Origin of the sequence: Kineococcus rugosus (assembly GCF_050871975.1) — a bacterium.
In the GTDB taxonomy this organism is placed as follows: Bacteria; Actinomycetota; Actinomycetes; order Actinomycetales; family Kineococcaceae; genus Kineococcus.
The window spans coordinates 42,627-64,426 of record NZ_JBJLSJ010000012.1 but is presented as its reverse complement, the minus strand read 5'-3'; the positions used below and the strand labels follow the sequence as shown (position 1 = coordinate 64,426).

The following is a 21,800-nucleotide window of genomic DNA, read 5'->3' as shown; positions in this document are numbered from 1 at the left end:
GTCAGTTCTTCTCCACCGGTTCGGACAGGTCGACGCCGAAGGTCTTCGCCCACGCCTGCATAGAGGTGATCTCCGGCAGGGCGGCCTTGTAGGCGGCCCGCAGCTGCGGCCACGAGGTGAGCATCCGGCGGTGCAGGTCGGCGGACTCGGCGAGCAGCGAGCGGAACTTCTTCGCGTCGCGGCGGTACCAGACCGCGCCCTTGCCGTCGGCCATCGAGACGACGGCCGAGTCGTACAGGGACAGCTCCCACCACTTGCCGTCGGCGGCCGCGAGCGTCGCGTCCGGGCGCTCGGTGGCCTCGGGCTTGACCGGCTTGAGCTGGCGCAGCGCGGCCTGCGCGGCCCACGGCAGCAGCGTGGCCCGCTTCGGCGGCCTCGGCTCCTTGCCCTTGTGGGCGGGCTTGCCCCGCTTGGGCGTCGGGAACGCGTCCGGCTCGGCCTCGACCTGCGCGTCGGGGTGCTCGGCGCGGGCGGCGCGGATCGCCGGCAGCGTCGTGGCGAGCGTCTCGTGCAGGTGGCCCGGGCCCCGCAGGAGGTCGGACAGCGCGCGGTTGCGCAGGGTCTGCGCGTAGTACTGCATCGAGATGAGGTGCTTGACGTCGGTGTAGCTGCTCTCGCGGAACAACCGGCCGCCGCGCTCGTACGGCGAGTACAGCAGCGCCACCAGGAAGCGGTTGCGCTCGTGGTAGTACGCCTGCCAGTCGATCGTGTCGTCCTTGTCGTTCCACGACACGTGCCACACGCACGCCCCGGGCAGCGACACCGTGGAGTAGCCGTGCTCCATGGCCCGCAGGCCGTACTCGGCGTCGTCCCACTTGATGAACGCCGGCAGCGCCAGCCCGATCTCCTGGACGACCTCGACGGGGATGAGGCACATCCACCAGCCGTTGTAGTCGGTGTCGACGCGGCGGTGCATCCACGGCGTCTGGCGCAGGTTCGAGGCCGCCAGGTTGTGGCCGTGGTACAGGCCGCGGGCCGGGCCCCAGAAGAACCGGTACAGGTTCACGGACTCGCCCAGGGTGTGCAGCACCGAGCGGTCGTACATGTCGAACATGTGCCCGCCGACGAGGGTCGGCTTGCGGCAGGCGTCGCCGAACTGCACGGCGCGCACGATGCCCTCGGGCTCGATGTTCACGTCGTCGTCCAGCAGCAGGACGTACTTGCTGCGCTGCCCGCGGACCGCCTCGAACATGCCGCGGGCGAAACCGCCCGAGCCGCCCAGGTTGGCCTGCTCGATGATGCGCAGCTTCGGGCCGAGGGCGGCGGCGACCTCGTCGAAGCCGTCCTCGTCGCGGACCCGCTGGGTGCCCTGGTCGACGATGACGATCTCGTCGAGGACCTCCAGCACGGACGCGTCGGAGGCCAGCGCGTTCAGCGTCTTCACGCAGTAGTCGGGGCGGTTCATCGTCGTGACGCCGATGGACGCCTTCCCGGCGGGCCGGTCGGCGACCGGGGCGCTCCAGGCGGCCTCGACGAGGGTGAGGGCCTCGCCCCCGCCGGCGACGTCGATCCAGTACCAGCCGCCGTCGGCGAAGGGGGCCAGGGTCAGTTCCTCGGACAGCCGCGCCTGGCCGTCCACCCGCCACGACGTGACGCGCTGGCGCGAGCCGCGGGCGTTGGACTTGAACAGGGTGACGGTGCCGGACCCGCTGAAGGAGCCGTCGAAGCGGACCTTCTCGGCGCGGGTCCACTTGCGCCAGTAGCTGGCCGGGAACGCGTTGAAGTAGGAGCCCAGGGAGTAGCGCTTGCCGGCCGGGACGGTCAGGCTGCGGCGGTCCCCGGCGGCCTCGGTGTCGGACTCCCCGGCCCCGGTGTTGACGAACTCCACGGAGTCCGACTCCGCCGAGGCGTACCCCTCGGACTGGGAGAAGTCGACGTACAGCGGCAGCACGTCGATGTCGGCCTTGGAGGGGAAGACGATGCGGTGGACCTCGCGCCACACCCCGTCGTCGGGGGCCAGGCCCGTCGACCCCTCGAGCTGCAGCTCGTCGCCGTGCGTCACCGTGCTCATGCGTCCACCCCACCGGCCACGAGGGCCGCGCCGTCCTTGAAGTGCGGCGTCAGCTTGTTGTCGACCATCGACAGCGCCGCACCGATCGCCATGTGCATGTCGAGGTACTTGTAGGTGCCCAGGCGCCCGCCGAACAGGACGCCCTGCTCGCGCGAGGCGAGGTCGCGGTAGGCCAGCAGCTTCTGCCGGTCCTCGGGGGTGTTCACCGGGTAGTACGGCTCGTCCCCGGCCACCGCGAAGCGGGAGAACTCCCGCATGATCACGGTCTTGTCCTTCGGGTAGTCCCGCTCCGGGTGGAAGTGCCGGAACTCGTGGATCCGGGTGTAGGGGACGTCCTCGTCGGCGTAGTTCATGACCGGCGCGCCCTGGAAGTCGCCGACCGGCAGGACCTCCTGCTCGAAGTCGAGCGTGCGCCAGGACAGCTCGCCCTCGGCGTTGCCGAAGTAGGTGTCGACCGGGCCGGTGTAGACGACGGGGACGTTCCCCTCGACGTTGCCCTTGCGGACCGGCTGGGCCGGGTCGAAGAAGTCGGTGCCCAGCCGGACCTCGATGTTCGGGTGGTCGGCCAGGCGCTCCAGCCACGCGGTGTACCCGTCGACGGGCAGACCCTCGTACTTGTCGTTGAAGTACCGGTTGTCGTAGTTGTACCGGACCGGCAGGCGGGTGACCGTGGCCCCGGGCAGGTTGCGCGGGTCGGTCTGCCACTGCTTGGCGGTGTAGCCCTTGAAGAAGGCCTCGTACAGCGGGCGCCCGATGAGGGAGATCGCCTTGTCCTCGAAGTTCTCCGCGGTCGCGGTGTCCATCTCGCCGGCCTGCTCGGCCACGAGGGCGCGGGCGGCGTCGGGACCGAGGGCCTTGCCGAAGTACTGGTTGATCGTGTGCAGGTTCACCGGCATCGAGTAGACGCCGCCCCGGTAGGTCGAGAACACGCGGTGCACGTACGGCGTGAACCGCGTGAACCGGTTGACGTGGTCCCACACGCGCTCGTTGGAGGTGTGGAACAGGTGCGCGCCGTAGCGGTGCACCTCGATGCCGGTCTCGGGTTCGGCCTCGGAGTAGGCGTTGCCGCCGATGTGGTCGCGGCGGTCGATCACCAGGACCTTCAGGCCCAGGTCCTCCGCGCACTGGCGGGCGACGGTGAGCCCGAAGAAGCCCGATCCGACGACGACGAGGTCTGCGTTCACTGCTCGGTCACCCTCGTTCGCTCCGTCTCTCGGTCCGTGTCGTGGGCAGCGCTGTGCTCGGGCATGGTGGCGTCAGCGTAGCCGTCCTGCCGGGCCGACCGGCTCAACGACTCGGCGCGGGGCGGGCGGGGCGCACCGACCGCAGGCGGCGGCGGGCGGGTTCCTCCACGAACCTCCACAGGACCCACCCCAGACCGATCGCGACGACCGGCAGGTTCGGCACGAGGAAGCCCGTCCACGGCCCGCCCGGCGCGATCTGCGGGACCTCCTTCTGGAACGTCCAGAAGACCTCGTACACCGGGACGTGGACCAGGTACACGCTGTAGGAGATCCGGCCCCCCAGCACGACCGCCGGCCGGGACAGGAACGCCGACGGCCCCCGCTCGGTCAGCGCGAGCGCCCCCACGAGCAGCGGGAACAGCACCGCGACGACGGCGTACCGGTCGTAGGGGCGCCCGGCGGCCCAGCCGACGACCAGGACGCACTCGAGCACCAGCAGCCACGCGACGCCCGGCGCCCAGCGGGCCGCGCGGGCCGAGCTGACGGCCCCCGCCTGCAGCCGGCGCACCGCCAGGCACACCAGCGCCCCGGCGCCGAAGCAGGTGAGGATGCGCGACAGCCAGCTGTAGTCCCAGTAGATCTCGCCGGTCTGGTAGCTGCGCAGGGCCGCCGGGGCCATCAGCGCGACCGCCCCGAGCAGCAGCACCCACCACGGCAGCCGGCGGAGCCGGTGCAGCACGAGGGCCAGGACGGGGAAGACGGCGTAGGCGGCCATCTCGGCCGACACCGACCACGTCGCGCCCACGAAGCTGGCCCCGTCGAAGTCGGGGCGGTGCCACAGCTGGACCAGCAGCAGCTGCTCGACCCACGCCCACGGGCCCAGGTCGGGCTGCACGCCCTGGTAGGCGTAGAAGGCGGGGTCGATGCTGCGCCGCCACAGCAGCCACAGGCCGAACAGGACCACGACGACGGCGTAGGCGGGCCAGACGCGGCAGACGCGCGCCCACCAGAAGTCGACCCAGGCCCGCAGCCGGGGCCGGGACCCCATCTTCTCCAGGTAGGTCAGGGTGATCACGAACCCGGAGATCACGTAGAAGAGGTCGACCCCCAGGTGCCCGGAGTCCAGGACGGGGGTGAGGAAGGCCCGCACCCCGCCCCAGTCCGGCAGCGGCGTGAACTTCCAGTGGAACAGCAGGACCCAGACCGCGGCGACGATCCGCAGGCCCGTGATGGAGCGGACCTCCGGCAGCCGCCGGGCGGCGGCGGTGTCGGCGGGCGGCGTGGTGTCGGTGACGGCGGTCACGACTCCCCCCCTCGCGCGATGAGCGCGCGGTAGGCGACGGTGCGGATCCGCGTGGGCACGAACCGGTACCCGCCGCGGACGACGACGTTGCGGACGGCCTGGACGGAGGTGGTGAACCCCTCGCGGCGCAGGTGCCGCTGCAGGGTGAGCTCGGAGCGGAACAGCCGCAGGCCGCCGCGGCGCGCGTACGACCCGGCGTCGGGGATGGCGCCCACGCGGTACTTCACGAGCGGGTCGGGCAGGTTCTCCACCCGCGCCCCCGCCGCGATCATCCGCGCGAACAGCCAGTAGTCCTCCATGAGGTCCAGGTCGCGGTACCCCCCGGCCGCGGCCACCGCCGAGCGCCGGTACACGACGGTGGGGTGGTTGAAGGGGTCGTGGAACCGGGCGTAGCGGGCGATCTCGGCGGCCCCGGTGGGCGGGACGCGGCGGCCCACCACGTCGTCCTCGTCGGCGCCGATCTCCAGCAGCCCCGAGCCGACGAGGTCGGCCCCGGCGGCGATGAGCGGGAGCTGGCGGGCGAAGCGGCCCGGCAGGCTGACGTCGTCGGCGTCCATCCGCGCGACGACGTCGAAGCGGCACCGCCGCAGCCCCTCCTCCAGCGCGCGGGCCAGGCCCACGTTCGCGGGCAGCTCCAGGACGCGCACCCCCGGCCGCGCGCCGAGGTCGTCGAGGGCGCGCTGCAGGTCGGCCGGGACGGGCCCGTCGCGCACGACGAGCACCTCGTCGGGGCGCAGCTCCTGCTCGACGGTGACGCTGTCGACGGCGCGGCGCAGCTGGGCGACGTCGTCGCGGGCCCACACCGGCAGCAGGACGGAGAAGGGGGGCAGCCCGGTGGCCGGGCCGGCCGGGGTGAGCGGGGCGCGGCCGGCGGCGGCCTCGACGGCGCGGACGTCCTCGGAGACCTCGCCGAGCCCGGCGAGGACGGCCGCGGTGGGCTCGGGCCGGCCGGCGCCCTGCCGCACCCCGTCCACCAGCCCCCGCAGCAGCACCCCGCGGCGCTGCGAGCGGGCGATCGCGCGGGCCCAGCGGCGCACGGTCGCGCCGCCGTACAGGACGGTGTCGCGCGCGTCGAGGGGCCGGGACCGGGTGAACGTCCACAGCTTGTTGCGGACCTCCAGCACGAACCGCTCCCCCGGGTCGGCGTCGGCGCCGCCGAAGACCCTCGTCCGGTGCTCGACGACGCTGGCGCGGGAGGCGACGCCGCGCCGGTGGCGCAGCAGCCGGGTCGTGTACTCGAAGTCGTCGTTCCACAGGAAGAACGCCGCCTCGGGCAGGCCCTCCTCGCGCACGGCGCGCGCGTCCAGCAGCAGCGCCACGAAGCTCGCCGACCGCACCGGCACGCAGTCGGCCGCGCGGGCCGCGGCGCGCTCGGCGGCGCTCGCGCCGGGGCGCTCGCGCGGGGTGTTCATCGGGTGGTCGCGCCCGTCGGTCCACACCACGCGGCTCGCCACCAGCGCGGACCCGGTGCGCTGCAGCGCCCCCAGCGCCTCCTGCAGCGCCGTGGGGGTCGGCACGGTGTCGTCGTCCATGAGCCAGGCCGCGTCGGCGGCGTGCCGGTGCACGGCGCGGGCCAGGCCCGCCGCGAACCCCCCGGCGCCACCGGTGTTGCGGGGCAGGACGACCAGGTCCAGCGGCAGGTCACCGGCCGCGGCCCACTCCCGCACCGCGGCCGGGGACCCGTCGGAGCTGGCGTTGTCGACGACGACCACGAGGTCGGGGCGGCGGGTCTGCGCGGCGAGCGCGTCGAGCCCGGCGAGGAGCAGGTCGCGCCGGTCGTGGGCGACGACGACCGCGACGACGCGCTGGGGCACGCTCGGTTCGGGAGGCACCGCCACAGGGTGCCAGGTCACGGCACGGCCCCCTGCCCCACCACTTCCCACACGCCCACGGAGCCGCTGGTGAACACCCGGCGCAGACCGGGCACGGCGTCCAGGTCGGTCAGGCCCGGCGGGACGGCGTACCCGGGGACGCCGAAGAACTCCGCGTCGGCCGGCCGCAGCGGCAGCCCGGGGGCCAGGGAGTCCACGACGACCCACCCGACGCGGTGCTCGCGCAGCAGCGCGCGCACCTGCGGCGTCATGGCCCGCAGGTCGCGGGCCAGGACCCGCAGGTCCGGCTGGGAGGCCAGCGGCACGGCCGTCGTCGCCAGGACCGGCACCCCGTGCAGGACGTAGGCGTAGGTGGAGCCGTCGTTGCCGGAGTTCAGGACGCGCTCACCGGGGCGGACGTGCGCGGCGAGGAAGCGCCCGGCGGCGTCGTCGTCGGCGTCGACGCGCTCGTACTCGGGGGCGGCGTACCGCGCGCGCAGCGCCGCGACCTCGGTGGGCCCGGCGGCCAGGACCGTCCCGGCGAGCAGCGCCGCCCCCAGCGCGGCCGCGACGGCCGGCCGGGCCCGCGGGGCCGCCCAGGAGGCGACCCGGGCCAGGCCGACCCCGGCGAGCAGCCACGCCCACGGGCTGCCGTGGGCGACGACGCGGTAGTAGGAGTTCCACGCCGAGTCCCACACCAGGTCCACGCCGGGCCCGGTCACGCCGACGAGGTAGGCGACGGCCAGCGCCGACCACACCAGCCACGGCCCGAGGACGGCCGCGCCGGCGCGCCCGGCCAGCAGGGCGCCGAGGACGACGGCGGCGGCGAGCCACCACTGCGATCGGGTGGCGTCGGGGTCCAGCCCGCCCTGCAGCGGCAGGGTCAGGACGCGGTGCAGGGCGTCGGGCAGGGTCTGGACGGGGACGTCGCGCGCGAAGCGGGAGCTGGACCCGCCGCCGGCGGCGGCGGCGCGCAGCAGGGACGTGCCCACGAGCGCACCGGCCAGGACGGCGGCGCCGGCCAGCCCGGCCACCCAGCGCAGGTCGTGGCGCAGGTCGTGGCGCCGGTCGCGGCCGGTGCGGGCGAGGAGCAGGACGGTCCCGGCGCCCAGGACGCCGCCGCCGACGGTGAGGGCGGCGCTGGGGTGGACGGTGAGCACCCCGGCGGCGGCCAGGGCCAGGACGGGCACGAGGGCGGCGACGGCGCGCCACGGCCGGTGGGCGGGCGGCCGGTCGGGGGGCAGCAGCAGCGCGATCGCCCCGGGGGCGAAGGCGATCGCGGCGGCGTTGGGCAGCGCCCCGGAGTCGTGGTGCATGGCCAGCAGCGGCTGGTGGGCCAGCGCGGCGGCGACGGCGGCGACCCCGCCGGCGGGCAGCCAGGCCGGGGGCAGGGCGCGGGCGGCGAGCGCGACCAGCCCGAGGGTCTGGACGACGGCCAGGACGACGACGCTGGTGGCGTTGAGGCCGCTGACCGGGTCCACGCCCGCGGCCTGCGCGGTGAGGGCGGCCCACTGGTGCAGGCCGTTCGGGTAGTACTGCGCGGGGTCGCCGGTGATGACGTCGATCGCCTGCGCGCGCCAGGGGGCGGCGTCGCCGGTGCGCAGGACCCGCGCGGTGACGAGGGTGTGGGTGATGGTGTCGTGCTCCTGCGACGGGGTCGCGAGGGCGCCCAGGCCGCGGCGGAACAGCTCGGCCGTCGTGCCGACCGCGGCGAGCGCGAGGGCTGCGGCGACGAGCGCGGTGACCGGCAGGGGCCCGCGGGGCGGCCGGTCCCCGGGCGGCCCGGCGCGGCCGCGCAGGACGGCGGCGAGGGCGGCGACGAGCGCGGTGGCGACCAGGACGGTCCCCCCGCCGAACCGGGTGCCGAGCGCCCCGGTGGCGGTGGCGGCGAGGGTGGACAGGCCGACGCTGACGGCCGGGGCCCCGCCGAGCAGGACGGGCAGCCGGCGCACGCCCGCGGCCAGCAGGACGGCGGCGCCGGGGACGAGGACCCACAGCGTCGCCACGGCCAGGGTGAGGACGTCCCCGGCGGGCGTGCCTCCCGTGATCGGGACGACGGTCACAGCAGCTCGGTGACGGCGTCGGCGGCGCGCTCGGCGGCCGCGGCCAGCGAGCCGTGCTCCAGGGCCCACCGGCGCAGCCGGGCCCGGCGCTCGGGCGTGGGCGTCGCGACGCGGGCGAGGGCGTCGGCGACGGCGCGCGGGTCGTGGTCGACGGCCCAGCCGAGGTCGTGGTCGCGGACCGTGCGCGCGCCGCTGCCGACGCCGGCGAACAGGACGGGGGTCCCGCAGGCGGTGGCGGCGTAGATCTTCGTCGGGGACATCAGGTCGTACCCCGAGCCGGGGACGAGGGAGGCCAGGGCGACGTCGGCGCCGGCGAGCAGCGCGGCGGCGCGCCCGGGCGGGACCGTGCCGGGCAGCTCCACGCCGGGGACCGCGCGGGCGAGCTCGCGCAGCCGCGCGACGTCCACGCCGCCGCCGACCATCGTCAGCGTCGCCCCGGGGTGGTCGGGGGCGATCAGGGCGAAGGCGCGGACGAACACCTCCGCGCCCTGCCACTCCGACATGGTGCCGCTGTAGACGACCCGCGGGCCGTGCGGTGCGACGGGTGCGGGGTCGGCGGGCCGGAAGACGTCGACGTCGACGCCGTTGCCGACGACGCGGACCCGGGTGGGGTCCACGCCGCCGCGGACGACCTCGTCGGCCATGCCCCGCGTGACGGCCAGGACGCGGTCGGCGCCGCGCAGCGCGAGCTGCTCGGCGTGCCCGACGGCGGCCAGGACGGGCCGGGGGGCGCCGGCGGCGACGGCGCCCTGCGCCCACACGTCGGGCAGGTAGGAGACGTAGGGGACGCGCCGCAGCCGGGAGGTGAGGCGGGTGACGACCCCGGTCGTGGGCGGGGGCTCGTGGACGACGACGTCGGGGCGGCGGCCGGTGAGCAGCCGCGCGGTGAGCGGGACGTCGAAGGACAGGTACGGCAGGTAGCCGCGGACCACGCCGTCGCCGTCGCGCAGCACCGGCAGCCGCCGCGTCCGCACGCCGGGGTCGGCGTCCTCGGGGGCGGTGGCCGAGGTGGTGACGACCTCGACGTCGCAGCCGCGCGCCGCGAGGGCCCGGGCGAGGGCGCGCAGGCGGAACGGCGCGGCCCCCACGTCCGGCGGGTAGGTCCGCGTCGCGATGCGGACCAGCGGCGACACGATGCGGAACCCTACCCAGCGTCGCGGGGGGCTCCGGCGCGCGACACCCGGGGCGGGGTCTCAGCCGTCCCAGGCGACGAAGTCGTACTCGTGGAACTCGGCGACCTCCGGGGCCCAGCGGTCGGCGACGAAGGCGCGGTGCGCGGGGTGCGCGTCGTAGGCGTCGTAGGCGGCCCGGTCGGCGAAGACCATGGAGAACTGCCAGGTGCCGGGGCTCTTCACGCTGACCTGCCGGTGCACGGTGAAGTCGCGGACCCCGGGGACGGCGGCGAGCTCGTCCCGCGCGGTGCGCAGGAAGGCGGTCTCGGCGGGCGAGCCCGGCTCGTGGACGAGGGTGAAGACGACGGTGTGCTGGATCACCGGCGCCACCGTAGCCGCGCGGGCACCCACAGGGGGACGCGGTCGCGGTAGTCGGCGTACTCCGCCCCGAAGCGCGCCAGCAGGAACCGCTCCTCGGAGGGCCGGATGACGACCTGCCACAGCAGCGCCCCCGCGGGCGGCACGAGGTAGTACGCCGGGGAGCCCAGCAGCAGCGCCACCCCGAGGGCCTGGGAGACGCCGCTGACGGCCATCGGGTTGCGCACCCGCCGGTAGGGGCCGGTGACGACGAGCCGCGCGGCGGCGTCGAAGGGCACCGGGGTCCCCTCGCCGCGGGCCATGGCGAACGCGCACCGGACCCCGGCCGCGCTGGCCGCGACGAGCAGCAGGACCCCCGCGACGCGGCCGCCGGGCAGGTGCCACGTGGGCACCCCCAGCCGGGTCTCGACCGCGCGCAGCACCGCGGGCAGGACGAGCAGGGCCAGGGACCAGACGACGAGCATCCACGCCAGCGTCGCGACCAGGTGCCGGCGGTGGGTCGCGGGCCGGGCCACCCGGTAGAGCCTCACCGGCCGCCCCGCAGCGCCCGCGCGGCGGCCGCGCTGCCCGCCGTCGCCGCCGCCATGGCCGCGACGCCGAGCCCTCCGCTGCGGCCGGCGACCGCGCACCGGCAGGTCCGGGCCGTGCTCGCGCCGACCACGGCCACGACCAGGCCGGCGACGGGGCCCGCCGCGCGGTGCCGGGCCAGGGCCAGCCCGGCGGCCGCGGCCGAGGCGAGGGCGAGGACGACGTCGCCGCGGGCGAAGGAGTCCAGCACGGCGCGGTCGCCGAGCTCGAAGGGGCGCCGGAACGCCGGCGAGAGGGCCAGCCCGGCCCACCACACCGGCACGGCGGCGGCCTGGGCGCCGAGGTAGGCCGCGGCCAGGAGGCGGGGGGTCGGGACCACCTCCCGAGCATGGCCCACCCGCGCCCCGCGGGGAGGGCGTACCGGAGACCCTCAGGCCCCCGAGGTCCCCGTCAGCCCCGACAGCTCGGCCTGCACGGCGAAGTCCGGCACCCGCGCCACGACCTCGTCGAAGGTGCCGACGTCCACGACCCGCCCGCCCTCCAGCAGCACGACGGCGTCGCAGTCGCGGACGGTGGCGAGCCGGTGCGCCACGACGAGCACGGTCACGTCCTCGCGCAGCCGCGCGACGGTCTCGGTGACGGCGGCCTCGGTGGAGGCGTCCAGCGCGGACGTCGCCTCGTCCAGCACGAGCACCTTGGGGTCGGTGTAGAGGGCGCGGGCGATCCCGAGCCGCTGCCGCTGCCCGCCGGACAGCCGCAGCCCGCGCTCGCCGACGGGGGTGGCGACGCCCTGCGGGAGCCCGGCGACGACGTCGGCGAGCTGGGCGGCGGCCAGGACCCGCTCGACGCGCGGCACGTCGACCTCCTCGGGCCGCCAGGACAGGGCGACGTTCGCGGCGACGTCGGCGTCCAGCAGCGCGACCTCCTGCGGGACGTACCCGATCCGCCCGCGCCAGGAGGCGGTGACGTCGGCCAGCGGCTCCCCGGCGACCAGGACCCGCCCGGCGGTGGGGGTCAGCAGCCCCAGCACCACGTCGACGAGGGTCGACTTGCCCGACCCCGAGCGCCCCACGACCGCGACGCGGGACCCGGCCGGGACCCGCAGCGACACCCCGTCCAGCGCGGGCCGGTCGCTGCCGGGGTAGGTGAAGCCGACGTCCTCCAGGACGATCTCGACCGCTCCCGGCGGCAGGGCCACCGGGGCCGTCCCGGGCTGCGCGACGGGCCGGTCGTCGCGGGAGGCGCCGGTCTCGCGCAGCGCGTCGAGGACCTCGTGGGCGTTCGGCTCGTGGGCGTGCATGGTGGCGAACACCGACTGCAGCCGGGTCAGGCACGGCACGACGCGGAACCCGGCGACGGCGAACAGCCCGATCGCCGAGACGGCCTCGGTGACCCCCTGGGTGAGGACCGCGACGCCGCCGACGACGAGGAACCCGCCGAGCAGCGCCGCCTCGAGCACGAACCGGGGCCCGACGGAGTAGAAGAAGGCCATCCCGCGGGCGCGGGCGCTGCCGGTGCGGACCTCCCGGGCCACCCCGGCGAGCTGGTCGCCGCGACCGCGCAGGGTGATCTCCTTCGTCGTGGCGAACGACTCCTGCACGAGCCGGATGGTGTGGACGCTGGCCGACGTCGCGGCCCGCCCCGCGGCCGCGGCCCGCCGGGCGATCACGGCGTACAGCAGCACCGCGATGAGCCCGAAGTAGACGGCGGCCACGATCGCGGTCTGCCAGGCCGCGACGAGCACGACGACCCCGACGGCGACGAGGGAGGCGACCTCGGCGACGAGGCTGGAGAACGGCATGAGGAACCCGTTGAAGGACTGGTTCAGCGACTCGTCGACCGTGCGGACGGCCCGCGCCGACGACGACCGCAGCCGGTAGGCCCACGACGCGGACAGGTAGGCCCGCACGAGGCGGTCGGCGACGTCGACCTCGTGCTCGGCGAACCGGACCACGCCCCAGCGCACGAGGGCGAGCTGGGCCAGCGACTTCAGCACCAGCAGCAGGCTCGCCACGCAGATCAGGACGATGAGCTGGACGGTGCCGACGGCGGACCCGACGCCGGGCAGCGCGACCGCGAGCCGCCCGTCCCCGCTGACGGCCGCGGGCAGCAGCACGGCGAGCAGCCCGAGCGCGGCGACGTCGAAGACCGACAGCAGCGCCTGGGCGGTGCAGTACACCGCGACGAACCGCGAGCTGCCCGCCGGCAGCAGGGCGAGCAGCGCGCGGACCGTCGACAGCAGGGACTTCACGCGCGTCATCCTCGCCGATGCACGACCCGGGCCGGTGACCCGCCATGATGGACGGGCCGTGACCACGCCAGCCCCCTCCCCCGCCGACACCCCGCCGCGCCCCGCGCCGGGGTTCGACCACACGTGGGTCGTCGTCCCGCTGTACTGCGAGGCCACCGTCATCGGCGACGTCGTGCGCGGGCTGCGGGAGCGGTTCCGGCACGTCGTGTGCGTCGACGACGGCAGCGCCGACGACTCCGCGCGCGTCGCGCAGGACGCCGGGGCGGTCGTGGTGCGGCACGCGGTGAACCTGGGGCAGGGCGCGGCGCTGCAGACGGGCATCGCGTACGCGCTGCGGGACCCGCTGACCCGGTCGGTGGTGACGTTCGACGCCGATGGCCAGCACCGCGTCGAGGACGCGGTGACGATGGTGCGCCGCCTGCACGACGAGGACCTCGACGTCGTGTTCGGCACCCGCTTCCTCGACGGCCGCACCGAGCTGGACCCGCTGCGGCGGGTGGTGCTGCGCGCGGCCGTCGTCTACACCAACCGCACCACGGGGCTGCGCCTGACCGACGCGCACAACGGGTTGCGGGTGCTGTCGCGGCGGGCGGCGGCGACGCTGCGGATCCGGCACAACCGGATGGCCCACGCCAGCGAGATCGTGCACCAGGTGGGGCGCTCGGACCTGCGCTGGGCCGAGGAGCCCGTGCACGTGCTGTACACCGACTACTCCCGCTCCAAGGGCCAGTCGCTGCTGAACAGCGTCAACATCCTCGTCGAGACGCTGCTGGGGTAGGGGGTAGCCGTGCTCGCGATCCAGGTCCTGCTCATCGCCGTGGTGCTCGTCGTCGGGGTCCTCCTCGTGCGCAGCACCGCCGGGGCCCGCCACCAGGCGGTGCGCCGGCTGCTGCTGGCCGCCCTGGTGGCCCTCGCGGTGGCCAGCATCCTGGCGCCGGGGGCGGTGACGGCCGTCGCGAACGCCGTGGGCGTGGGCCGCGGCGCGGACCTGCTGCTGTACGGGCTGGTCGTGGCGTTCCTGGGGTTCGTGGTGTCGTCGTACCGGCGCTCGCGGGCGCTGGAGGAGACCGTCACCCAGCTCGCGCGGCGCCTGGCCCTCGACGAGGCCCCCACACCGGAACAGGCCCGCCACCGCGAGGGTGACGGGCCTGCCGGGTCCTGACGCGGGGCGCCGGGGTCAGCTCGCGGCGGCGACCGCGGCGTCGTAGGCGGCGTTCGAGACGGAGTTCTCGCTGCCGAACACGAGGACCTGGGTGATCGACTTGCCCCCGGCGGCCGCGTCGGCCTTGAGGACGTCGATGGCCCGCCGGGTGCTGTCCGGCAGGGAGCCCTTGGCGGTGAGCAGCATGGGGCCGCCGCCGTAGGCCATGAGCGCCGAGCCCGACAGCGCGTCGGGCCAGTTCTCGCCGGTCGCGACGCCGAGGACGGTGGTGGCGTCGTCGAAGAACGCCGCGGAGGTGAACTGCTGCGCGACGAGCGCGGCGGTCTCGTAGCGGTCGGCGCCGGCGAGCTGGGCCCAGCCGGCGGTGCTGCGCCCGACGGCGGTGACGGCGGTCCCGCCGACGGCGAGCTTGGTCTGGAAGGTGCGCGAGCCCAGGTAGTTCGCCGTGGGGGCGCCGAGGTTGGTGCCGTCGCTGAGCAGGACGACGCCGATGCTGTGCCTGGTGTCCTTCTCCACGACGCCCATGAGGGCGCCGGCGGCGAGGCCGTCGGGGAAGTTCCAGCCGTTGACGACCGAGACGGTCGTGGCGGCGGGCAGCAGCTTGGCGATCTCGACGGCGGTGCTGAGCCGGTCGGCGCCGGAGACGCGCTGGGTCTTGTAGCCGAGCGCCTTGACGGCGTTCTCGACGTCGGCCGACAGCGCGTTGCCGTCGCCGAGGAGGTAGACGGTGCCGGTGGACGCGAGCACGTCCTTGATCGCGGCGGCGACCTCGGGCTGCAGCGCGGTGCGCGACGTCATGAGGACGGGACCGGTCTTGTCGGAGGCCAGCGGCGCGCCGGCGAGGGCGTCGGCGTAGGTGTCCGAGCGGGTCAGGACGACCGCGGCGGCCTTGCCGCCGGAGAAGGACTTGGAGGCGGCGACGGCCGTGCCGACGCGGTCGGCCCCGTAGACCCGGGCCCCGGCGGCCTTGAGGTCGACGCCGGGGGACGCGGTCGCGGGCGCGGCACCGGCGACGAGGGCGGAGCTCATCGCGAGAGCGGCGACGAGGCCGAGGGTGCGGGGACGCAAGCGCATGGTGACCTTCCGGTGGGACGTGCCGTGGCTCCTGGTCTCGACCCCGAACGGCCGAATCTTGAGGCACAGAGTGTCACGACTTTTCCCGATCCCGGTCGCCGCACCCGCAGCAGTACCCCGTTGCGGCCCTTCTCACACCCGCGCGATCGGACGCAGATGTGTTCACAGCGCGTACGTGTGGCTACTCTGCGCTCCATGCGGATGACTGTCATCGGGTGTGGGTACCTCGGCGCCGTCCATGCTGCGTGCATGGCCGAGCTGGGGCACGAGGTCATCGGGATCGACGTCGACCCGGAGAAGGTCGCGGCCCTGCAGGCCGCCAGAGCGCCGTTCTTCGAGCCGGGCCTGCCCGAGCTGCTCGAACGCACCATGGCCACCGGCCGGCTGCGGTTCACCACCGACATGGCCGAGGCCGCCGGCTCGGCGGTGCACTTCGTGTGCGTGGGCACCCCGCAGAAGCGCGGGGAGTTCGCCGCGGACATGACCTACGTCGACGCCGCGGTGGACTCCCTGCTGCCCCACGTCGGCGCCGGGGAGCTGGTCGTGGGCAAGTCCACCGTCCCGGTCGGCACCGCGGCCCGCCTGGCCGTCAAGGTCGCCGACTCCCAGCCCGCCGCGGCGCTGGCCTGGAACCCCGAGTTCTTGCGCGAGGGCCACGCGGTGGAGGACACCTTGACCCCCGACCGGCTGGTCTACGGCGTGCCCGGCGGGCAGACCACCGCGGCGGGCAAGGCCGCCAAGGCGCTGCTGGACGAGGTGTACGCCACCCCGCTGGGGCGCGGCACCCCGCTGATCGTCACCGACTACCAGACCGCCGAGCTGGTCAAGGTCGCCGCCAACTCCTTCCTGGCCACCAAGATCTCCTTCATCAACGCGATGGCCGAGCTGTGCGAGAAGGTCAACGCCGACGTCACCCAGCTCGCCGACGCCATCGGCCACGACGACCGCATCGGGCGCAAGTTCCTCAACGCCGGTCTCGGCTTCGGCGGCGGCTGCCTGCCCAAGGACATCCGCGCGTTCATGGCCCGCGCCGGGGAGCTGGGCGCCGACCAGACGCTGACGTTCCTGCGCGAGGTCGACTCGATCAACATGCGCCGCCGCATCCGCATGGTCGACCTGGCCCGGGAGGTCTGCGACGGGTCCCTCATCGGCAAGCGGGTGGCCGTGCTGGGTGCGGCGTTCAAGCCGCTGTCGGACGACATCCGCGACTCCCCGGCCCTGAACGTGGCCGCCCAGATCCGCCTGCAGGGCGGTGACGTGGTGCTGACCGACCCCGCGGCGCTGGACAACGCCCGCAAGGCCGTGCCGGACATCTCCTACGCCGACACCGTCGAGGAGGCCGTCACCGGCGCCGACGTGGTGCTGCTGCTGACGGAGTGGAAGGAGTACCGCGACCTGGAACCGGCCACCATCTCGGCGCTGGTGAAGGAGAAGCGGATCCTGGACGGGCGCAACGCCCTGGACCCCGGGCGCTGGCGCGCCGCGGGCTGGACCTACCGCGCCCTGGGCCGCCCCCGCTCCTGAGGCACCGCCTCACCCTCCCCGCGTGTGAGGGGAGGGTGAGACTCGTGCGCACGCTCCCGGGTGGGGCGTCCCGGCGGCCGTACGGTGGGGCCATGCCCGCTGAACCGCCCGAGCAGGACGACCCCGACCGCGGCCCCGGGGACGCTCAGCGCTGGCACTCCACGACCTACGGCCGCCCGCACCGCCGTCCCGCCCGGCCCGTGCGGCCCGCGGCGCAGACCCCGGGCCGCGAGCAGCGGCTGGCCGAGCTGAGCCGCCCCGCCCCGGCCCCGCCCCGCTCGTCGCCGCGGCCGCCCTCCCCCGCCCCGGCTCCGCGCTCCGGGTCCCGCCCGGTCCGCTCGCCCGGCCGCGCGCGGGTGCGCCGCCGGCGTGTCCTGGTCGCGGCGGCCCTGGTGGCGGTCCTCGCGGTGGCCTACCCGGTCACCCTCGGCTGGCGCGCCTGGTCGGCGGTGGACCGCGTCGCGGCGGCCTCCACGGGCTCGCGCCCGGCCGTCACGCCCGGCACGACCTACCTCATCGTCGGCTCGGACTCCCGCGACGGCCTCAGCGCCGAGGAGATCGCCGAGTACTCCGCCGGCGGCGACGACATCGCCGGGCGGCGCACCGACACGATCATGCTGCTGCACGTGCCCGCCGGTGGCGGCCCCGCGGCGCTGGTCAGCATCCCCCGCGACTCCTACGTCCCCATCCCCGGCCACGACCGGAACAAGATCAACGCGGCGTTCGCGATCGGCGGGGCGCCCCTGCTCACGCAGACCGTCGAGGAGGTCTCCGGCCTGCGCGTCGACCACTACGTCGAGACCGGGTTCGGGGGGTTCGCGCGGATCGTCGACGCCCTCGGCGGGGTCGAGATGTGCCCGGCCGCCGCGGTCGACGACGTGCGGGCCGGGCTGGACATCCAGGCCGGCTGCCAGACGATGGACGGGAAGACGGCCCTGGGGTACGCCCGCTACCGGTACAGCGACGTCCAGGGCGACTTCGGCCGCGCGCAGCGCCAGCGGGAACTGCTCGGCGCGATCACGGCGAAGGCCGCGAGCCCGGCGACGCTGCTGAACCCGTTCCGCGCCTACCCGCTGGCCTCGGCCGGCGGCGGCGCCATCACCGTCGACGACGACTCCTCGCTGCCGGAACTGGTGGCGTTCCTGCGCGGCATGCGCGCCGCGACCGGCTCCGGCGGGATCTCCATGACCGTGCCGGTCTCGGACCCGAACTACCGCACCGGCCACGGCCTGGCCGTGAAGTGGGACACCGACAAGGCGCTGGCGATGTTCGAGGACCTCAAGTCCGACGACACCGAGGCGCTGCGCTCCCTCACCGCCTGAGCACGCGAGAACCCCCGCGGCCGGGACGGGTGCGTCCTCGACCGCGGGGGTTCCCGGTGCGTGGGTCCCGATCAGTACTGCGTGACCGCGGTGAGCGCGTTCACGACGCCCTCGCCGTAGAACCCGTTGTCGTCGCCGCTGCCGGCGCAGGTGGCCGTGGAGATCAGCTCACCGGCCGTCGCCGACACCCGGCGGTAGGTGAACTCCGCCGGGACCGGGCACGGGGTGTCGGTGGCCGATCCGAGCAGGTACGACTCGGTGACGTCCGGGTCCAGCGTCAGCGTCCCCGGGTGGGCGGGGTCGCGCTTCCCGTACTCGCTGACGATGAGCGCGGCGACCCCGGCCGCGTGTGGGGCGGCCATCGAGGTGCCCTGCAGGTACTGGTAGTACGCGGCCCGGCCGTCGCGGGTGGTGACCTTCAGCACCGTGGCGGTGGTGGGTTCACCGTCCTCCCCGATCGTCCCGGCCGCGCGGCCGACCGACTCGGGGTACGCGGCGAGGATCATGCCCGCGGGCGAGATCCGCTGGTTCGGGGTGTCGTACGCGTCGCCGCCGGGCGCCGACACGTCCGACTGCTCGGTGCCGTAGTTCGAGTAGTACGCCTTGCGGCCCGAGGGACCGGTGGAGTTCACCGTCACGACGCCGTCGGTCTCGGCGGGCACGTTCAGGCAGGTGGCGTTGTCGATCGTGCGGTCGCGGGCGTCGACCGGGTTGCCCTCGGCGTCGACCGGGTAGTCGGGGCTGGAGGAGTCCACCCCGGGGGCGCCGAGGTCGGTGGCCTCGTTGCCGCTGGCCGAGACCGGCAGGACGCCCTTGCCGCGGGCGTAGTCGACGGCCCGCTGCACGGCCGCGACGATGATGCGCTGCTGCTGCTGCTCGGCGGGCGAGTCAGCCGGGTTGGCCTGGCAGTTGTACAGCCACGGGTCGACGTAGAAGCTCATGTTCACGACGTCGACGCCGGAGTCGGCGGCGAACGTCAGCGCGTCCAGGGTGGGCTGGAGGAAGAAGTACCCGGAGTCCTGACCGGCGCGCAGGTTCACGAGGTTCACCTTCGGCGCGACGCCGGCGATGCCGAGGCCGTTGATCGGGGACCCGATGGTGCTGGCGACGTGGGTGCCGTGGCCGTCGTCGTCGACGTCGACCGGGTCGACGCAGCCCTCGACCTCGCACTCGCCGTCGATGTCCGGCAGGTCGGTGACGAAGTTCCGGCTGCCCTCGGCGTCGAAGTTCGGCGCGATGTCGGGGTGGTTCCCGTCGACACCGGTGTCGATGATCCCGACCGTCACCTTCTTGCTGCCGCGCTGCTCGGCGTAGGACCCCTCGGCGGTGGCGCCGATGGCCCGCATGTCCCACTGCAGCGGGGCCAGCGGTTCCTCGGCGGGCTTGCGCGCCGCCAGCGACTTCAGCGTCGGCCGGCCCTGGAGGGTGGCGCGCTCGGCCTCGGACAGCCGCTCGACGTCGTCGGCGCTCACGACCACGTCGGCCGGGGCGCGGCCGATGCTGCGGTCGGCGGCGGCCCCGACGAGGGCGGCGGCGCCGTCCGCGCGGTCGGCGAAACCGGCGTCGGTGCTCTCGACGACGGCGTAGCCGACCGCCGCGTTGCTCGACACGACGGTGCCGCCGGCGGCGGTGATGGCGGTGCGCGCCTGCGCGTCGTCGACGCCCGGTTCGTACAGGACGACGTACCGGGTCGCACCCGTGGTGGTGGCTCCCGTGGCGGTGGTGGTGTTCAGGTCGGAACTGGTCTGGGCGGACGCGGACTGCGTCACGGCCAGCGTCGTCGCGAGGAGCGCGGAGCTCATCGCGGCCGACAAGACGATCTTGCGCACAGGGCCTCCCTGCTCGGTGGTTCGATCGGGCACACTGTGCTGCACAGAGTGCACACAGGCAACCCTTGACCTCGGGCAGTCTGCGCGGTATCCGCCCTCAGCGGCGGGCCAGGTCGACCAGCACGTCGAGCAACCGCCGGCCGTCCAGCCGCAGCCCGTCGTGCTGGTACTCGTTCGTCACGAACGTCCGCGCGCCCCGGACCGCCGCCGCGGTCGCGCGGGAGAACGCGTACGGCACGAACATGTCGTCGACGTAGACGGCCGCCGCGACCGGGACGGTGTTCCGCGCCAGGACCGCCGCGTCGTACAGCGGCGGCAGGGTGTCGTCGGCGGCCAGCAGGTGGGCCGCCTCCCGCAGCGGCACCAGCGCCGGGTCCTCCTCGAACTGCCACGGGTAGACGTGCTCCCCGGTGAACGCGAACCCCGGCGCACCGGTGGCGAACCCGGCGAACTCCTCGCGGACCCGGTGCGCCGACCAGTTCGTCGCCGCCCCCTGGGCGTAGATGCTCTCGTGCAGCAGCGCGTACAGCGGGTGGGCCGCGAACGAGACCCGCTGCCCCACCTCCACCAGGAACCGCTCGCGCAACCGGCCGCCGGGGGTGAACGGGTCCTCCAGCGCGAAGTGCAGCGCGTCGAAACCCGACGCCTGCCCCAGCGCGATCCCGATCGTGGCGAACCGGCGGGCCGACAGCCGCTCCCCCGTCGGCAGGAACTCCTCGGTGCCCTCCAGGTGCTCGGCGACCCGCTGCGCCACCGCCACGTCGCGCGGGTACCGGGCGGCGAACTCCGCGCCCCGCACGGCGGTCTGCGCGTAGGTCGCGCGGTACACGTCGTCGGCGGTCGTGGTCAGACCCGGCAGGCCGGCGGTGATGAACACCTCCCGCAACCCGTGCGGCGCCTGCGACAGGTACGTCGTGAGGCAGAAACCCCCGTAGCTCTGCCCCAGCGCCGCCCAGGTGTCCCCGCCGAGCGCGGCGCGCAGGAGCTCGGCGTCGGCCACGATCGAGTCGGCGCGGAAGTGCGTGAGGTACCGGGCCTGCTCGGCCGGGGTCCCCGTCAGCGACCGCCGGTCCAGCGGCGTCGAGCGGCCCGTGCCGCGCTGGTCCAGCAGCACCACCCGGAACTCCTCCAGCGCCCGGTCCAGCCAGCCGCCGACGACGTCGGGCCGGGTCGCGGGGTGCCCCGGCCCGCCCTGGAAGTACACCAGCCGCGGCGCGTCGCGCCGGCCGTCGCGGACGTACTCGCGCGCGAAGACCTCGACCGTCCCCGGCGCCGCACCGCGGTGGTCCAGGGGCGCGACCAGGACGTGCTCGTGCACGTCGTGGCCGTCGACGCGGTGGGACTCGGTGCTCAGGGTCGCGCTGGAGGTCACCGGCGCGACGCTACCCGGCGGCGGCGCGCCTCAGCGGACGGCGGTCGGCCGGTCCGGTGCCGGCACGTCGTGGAAGGACATCACCCCACCCGCGAAGGTGAAACCCGGTCCGGTCGCCGCGACCTCCGTGACGGTGCCCTCCACGCGCAGCCCCTCCCCGACCACCCGCAGCCAGCCGGGCCACACGACCGCGGAGTCGACGACGCGCAGTCGGCGGGCCGGGCCCGCCCGCCGCGGGCGGGGCAGCCCCAGCTCCTCGGGAACCAGGTCCCCGGTGCACTCCAGCACGCTGCCGTCGTCCAGCCCGAGCTGCAGGTACCCCTCCTCGGCGCCGAGCTCGTCCACCACCCGGCCCCGCCAGGGCAGGACCCAGCCGGGGTCGGCGGCCGGCTCGGGCGTCCCGTACCCCCCGACGAGCAGGTCCGTGCCCGTCGCGGCGTGCGCGGCGACGGCGTCGGCCTCCAGGAAGATCCCCGCCCGGGCGGGGTCGGTGTCGGCGCAGTCGACGACGGTGAACTGGTCGACGTCGACCGCCCCGCCCCACGCGGCCGCCTCCGCGAACAGCCCCGCCGGCACGACGTGCCCGTCGCCGGGGGCCTGCTGGATGAGCACCCGCACCGTGAACCCGCGCCCGCGCAGCACCGCCAGCGGCCCGCGCAGCGGGACGACCCGCTCCAGCAGCCGCCGCGTGGCGACCGTGAGGGTCTGCCCCGCCGGGGGGTCCTCCCGCAGCACCCAGCTCACCCCGCGGCGCTCGTCCTCGCGGTCGCCGCGGCACCCCACGACGTCGAGGACGTCGTCGAGGGTCGCGTCGGGGGCGGCGTCGCGCCGGCTCACCTGCAGCTCCACCGACGGACGCGCGGTCTGCCGGTGGGG

General features: G+C 75.4%; 18 protein-coding genes. 4 read left to right on the top strand and 14 right to left on the bottom strand.

Annotated features, from left to right (window positions below):
* Window position 1 precedes the first annotated feature (1 nt).
* The 10 genes from ACRYM6_RS08800 to ACRYM6_RS08755 all read right to left on the bottom strand — a co-directional run bounded on the left by ACRYM6_RS08800 (window position 2) and on the right by ACRYM6_RS08755 (window position 12,641).
* The gene (locus ACRYM6_RS08800) at window positions 2-2,011 is read right to left on the bottom strand and encodes a glycosyltransferase (protein ID WP_432542480.1); all 2,010 of its coding nucleotides are present in this window, start codon (window positions 2,009-2,011) and stop codon (window positions 2-4) included.
* Window positions 2,008-3,195 carry a UDP-galactopyranose mutase gene (gene glf / locus ACRYM6_RS08795; RefSeq protein WP_432542479.1) on the bottom strand — a complete coding sequence of 396 codons (1,188 nt, stop codon included), beginning with the start codon at window positions 3,193-3,195 and terminating at the stop codon, window positions 2,008-2,010. The genes ACRYM6_RS08800 and glf overlap by 4 nt, the downstream gene beginning before the upstream one ends.
* A gap of 103 nt (window positions 3,196-3,298) precedes the next feature.
* On the bottom strand, window positions 3,299-4,498 hold the full coding sequence (locus tag ACRYM6_RS08790; protein WP_432542478.1) for an acyltransferase family protein: 1,200 nt from the start codon (window positions 4,496-4,498) through the stop codon (window positions 3,299-3,301).
* A complete protein-coding gene (locus ACRYM6_RS08785; RefSeq protein ID WP_432542477.1) occupies window positions 4,495-6,330 on the bottom strand; it encodes a glycosyltransferase in 1,836 nt (611 codons plus the stop codon). The genes ACRYM6_RS08790 and ACRYM6_RS08785 overlap by 4 nt, the downstream gene beginning before the upstream one ends.
* 17 nt (window positions 6,331-6,347) lie before the next feature.
* Window positions 6,348-8,372, bottom strand: a complete 2,025-nt coding sequence (locus ACRYM6_RS08780; protein WP_432542476.1) for a DUF6541 family protein — start codon at window positions 8,370-8,372, stop codon at window positions 6,348-6,350.
* Window positions 8,369-9,505: a glycosyltransferase gene (locus tag ACRYM6_RS08775; protein WP_432542475.1), complete on the bottom strand. Its 1,137-nt coding sequence runs from the start codon at window positions 9,503-9,505 to the stop codon at window positions 8,369-8,371. The genes ACRYM6_RS08780 and ACRYM6_RS08775 overlap by 4 nt, the downstream gene beginning before the upstream one ends.
* Window positions 9,506-9,565: 60 nt before the next feature.
* Window positions 9,566-9,865 carry a Dabb family protein gene (locus ACRYM6_RS08770; protein ID WP_432542474.1) on the bottom strand — a complete coding sequence of 100 codons (300 nt, stop codon included), beginning with the start codon at window positions 9,863-9,865 and terminating at the stop codon, window positions 9,566-9,568.
* Complete coding sequence (locus tag ACRYM6_RS08765; RefSeq protein ID WP_432542473.1) at window positions 9,862-10,377, bottom strand: methyltransferase family protein; 516 nt, start codon at window positions 10,375-10,377, stop codon at window positions 9,862-9,864. Before ACRYM6_RS08765 ends, ACRYM6_RS08770 begins: the two co-directional genes overlap by 4 nt.
* An 11-nt stretch (window positions 10,378-10,388) precedes the next feature.
* Window positions 10,389-10,769 (bottom strand): hypothetical protein, encoded by a 381-nt coding sequence (locus tag ACRYM6_RS08760; protein ID WP_432542472.1) that lies wholly within the window; start codon window positions 10,767-10,769, stop codon window positions 10,389-10,391.
* Window positions 10,770-10,820: 51 nt separating this feature from the next.
* A complete protein-coding gene (locus tag ACRYM6_RS08755) occupies window positions 10,821-12,641 on the bottom strand; it encodes an ABC transporter ATP-binding protein (RefSeq protein WP_432542471.1) in 1,821 nt (606 codons plus the stop codon).
* Window positions 12,642-12,699: 58 nt separating this feature from the next.
* Between ACRYM6_RS08755 and ACRYM6_RS08750 the strand changes: the two genes are divergently transcribed.
* Both ACRYM6_RS08750 and ACRYM6_RS08745 read left to right on the top strand, forming a co-directional pair.
* A complete protein-coding gene (locus tag ACRYM6_RS08750) occupies window positions 12,700-13,419 on the top strand; it encodes a glycosyltransferase family 2 protein (RefSeq protein WP_432542470.1) in 720 nt (239 codons plus the stop codon).
* A gap of 9 nt (window positions 13,420-13,428) precedes the next feature.
* Window positions 13,429-13,803 carry a DUF2304 domain-containing protein gene (locus ACRYM6_RS08745; protein ID WP_432542469.1) on the top strand — a complete coding sequence of 125 codons (375 nt, stop codon included), beginning with the start codon at window positions 13,429-13,431 and terminating at the stop codon, window positions 13,801-13,803.
* A 15-nt stretch (window positions 13,804-13,818) separates the two neighbouring features.
* On the opposite strand, the gene ACRYM6_RS08740 is transcribed toward ACRYM6_RS08745, so the two are convergent.
* The gene (locus tag ACRYM6_RS08740) at window positions 13,819-14,877 is read right to left on the bottom strand and encodes a cell wall-binding repeat-containing protein (RefSeq protein ID WP_432542468.1); all 1,059 of its coding nucleotides are present in this window, start codon (window positions 14,875-14,877) and stop codon (window positions 13,819-13,821) included.
* A gap of 195 nt (window positions 14,878-15,072) precedes the next feature.
* On the opposite strand from ACRYM6_RS08740, the gene ACRYM6_RS08735 reads away from it, so the two are divergent.
* Window positions 15,073-16,401, top strand: coding sequence for a UDP-glucose dehydrogenase family protein (locus tag ACRYM6_RS08735; RefSeq protein ID WP_432542467.1), 1,329 nt, complete (start codon window positions 15,073-15,075; stop codon window positions 16,399-16,401).
* A 92-nt stretch (window positions 16,402-16,493) separates the two neighbouring features.
* Window positions 16,494-17,723: an LCP family protein gene (locus ACRYM6_RS08730; protein ID WP_432542466.1), complete on the top strand. Its 1,230-nt coding sequence runs from the start codon at window positions 16,494-16,496 to the stop codon at window positions 17,721-17,723.
* A gap of 71 nt (window positions 17,724-17,794) precedes the next feature.
* On the opposite strand, the gene ACRYM6_RS08725 is transcribed toward ACRYM6_RS08730, so the two are convergent.
* The 3 genes from ACRYM6_RS08725 to ACRYM6_RS08715 form a co-directional block, all read right to left on the bottom strand.
* Window positions 17,795-19,552 carry a S8 family serine peptidase gene (locus tag ACRYM6_RS08725; RefSeq protein ID WP_432542465.1) on the bottom strand — a complete coding sequence of 586 codons (1,758 nt, stop codon included), beginning with the start codon at window positions 19,550-19,552 and terminating at the stop codon, window positions 17,795-17,797.
* Between the two features lie 97 nt (window positions 19,553-19,649).
* Window positions 19,650-20,924 (bottom strand): alpha/beta fold hydrolase, encoded by a 1,275-nt coding sequence (locus ACRYM6_RS08720; protein WP_432542464.1) that lies wholly within the window; start codon window positions 20,922-20,924, stop codon window positions 19,650-19,652.
* Window positions 20,925-20,954: 30 nt separating this feature from the next.
* On the bottom strand, window positions 20,955-21,761 hold the full coding sequence (locus ACRYM6_RS08715; RefSeq protein WP_432542463.1) for a hypothetical protein: 807 nt from the start codon (window positions 21,759-21,761) through the stop codon (window positions 20,955-20,957).
* Window positions 21,762-21,800: the final 39 nt, after the last annotated feature.

Excerpts from the sequence above, each read along its gene's own strand:
- ACRYM6_RS08800 (WP_432542480.1), bottom strand. The coding sequence starts at position 2,011 with ATGAGCACGGTGACGCACGGCGACGAGCTGCAGCTCGAGGGGTCGACG.
- ACRYM6_RS08740 (WP_432542468.1), bottom strand. The coding sequence starts at position 14,877 with ATGCGCTTGCGTCCCCGCACCCTCGGCCTCGTCGCCGCTCTCGCGATG.
- ACRYM6_RS08735 (WP_432542467.1), top strand. The coding sequence starts at position 15,073 with ATGCGGATGACTGTCATCGGGTGTGGGTACCTCGGCGCCGTCCATGCT.
- ACRYM6_RS08730 (WP_432542466.1), top strand. The coding sequence starts at position 16,494 with ATGCCCGCTGAACCGCCCGAGCAGGACGACCCCGACCGCGGCCCCGGG.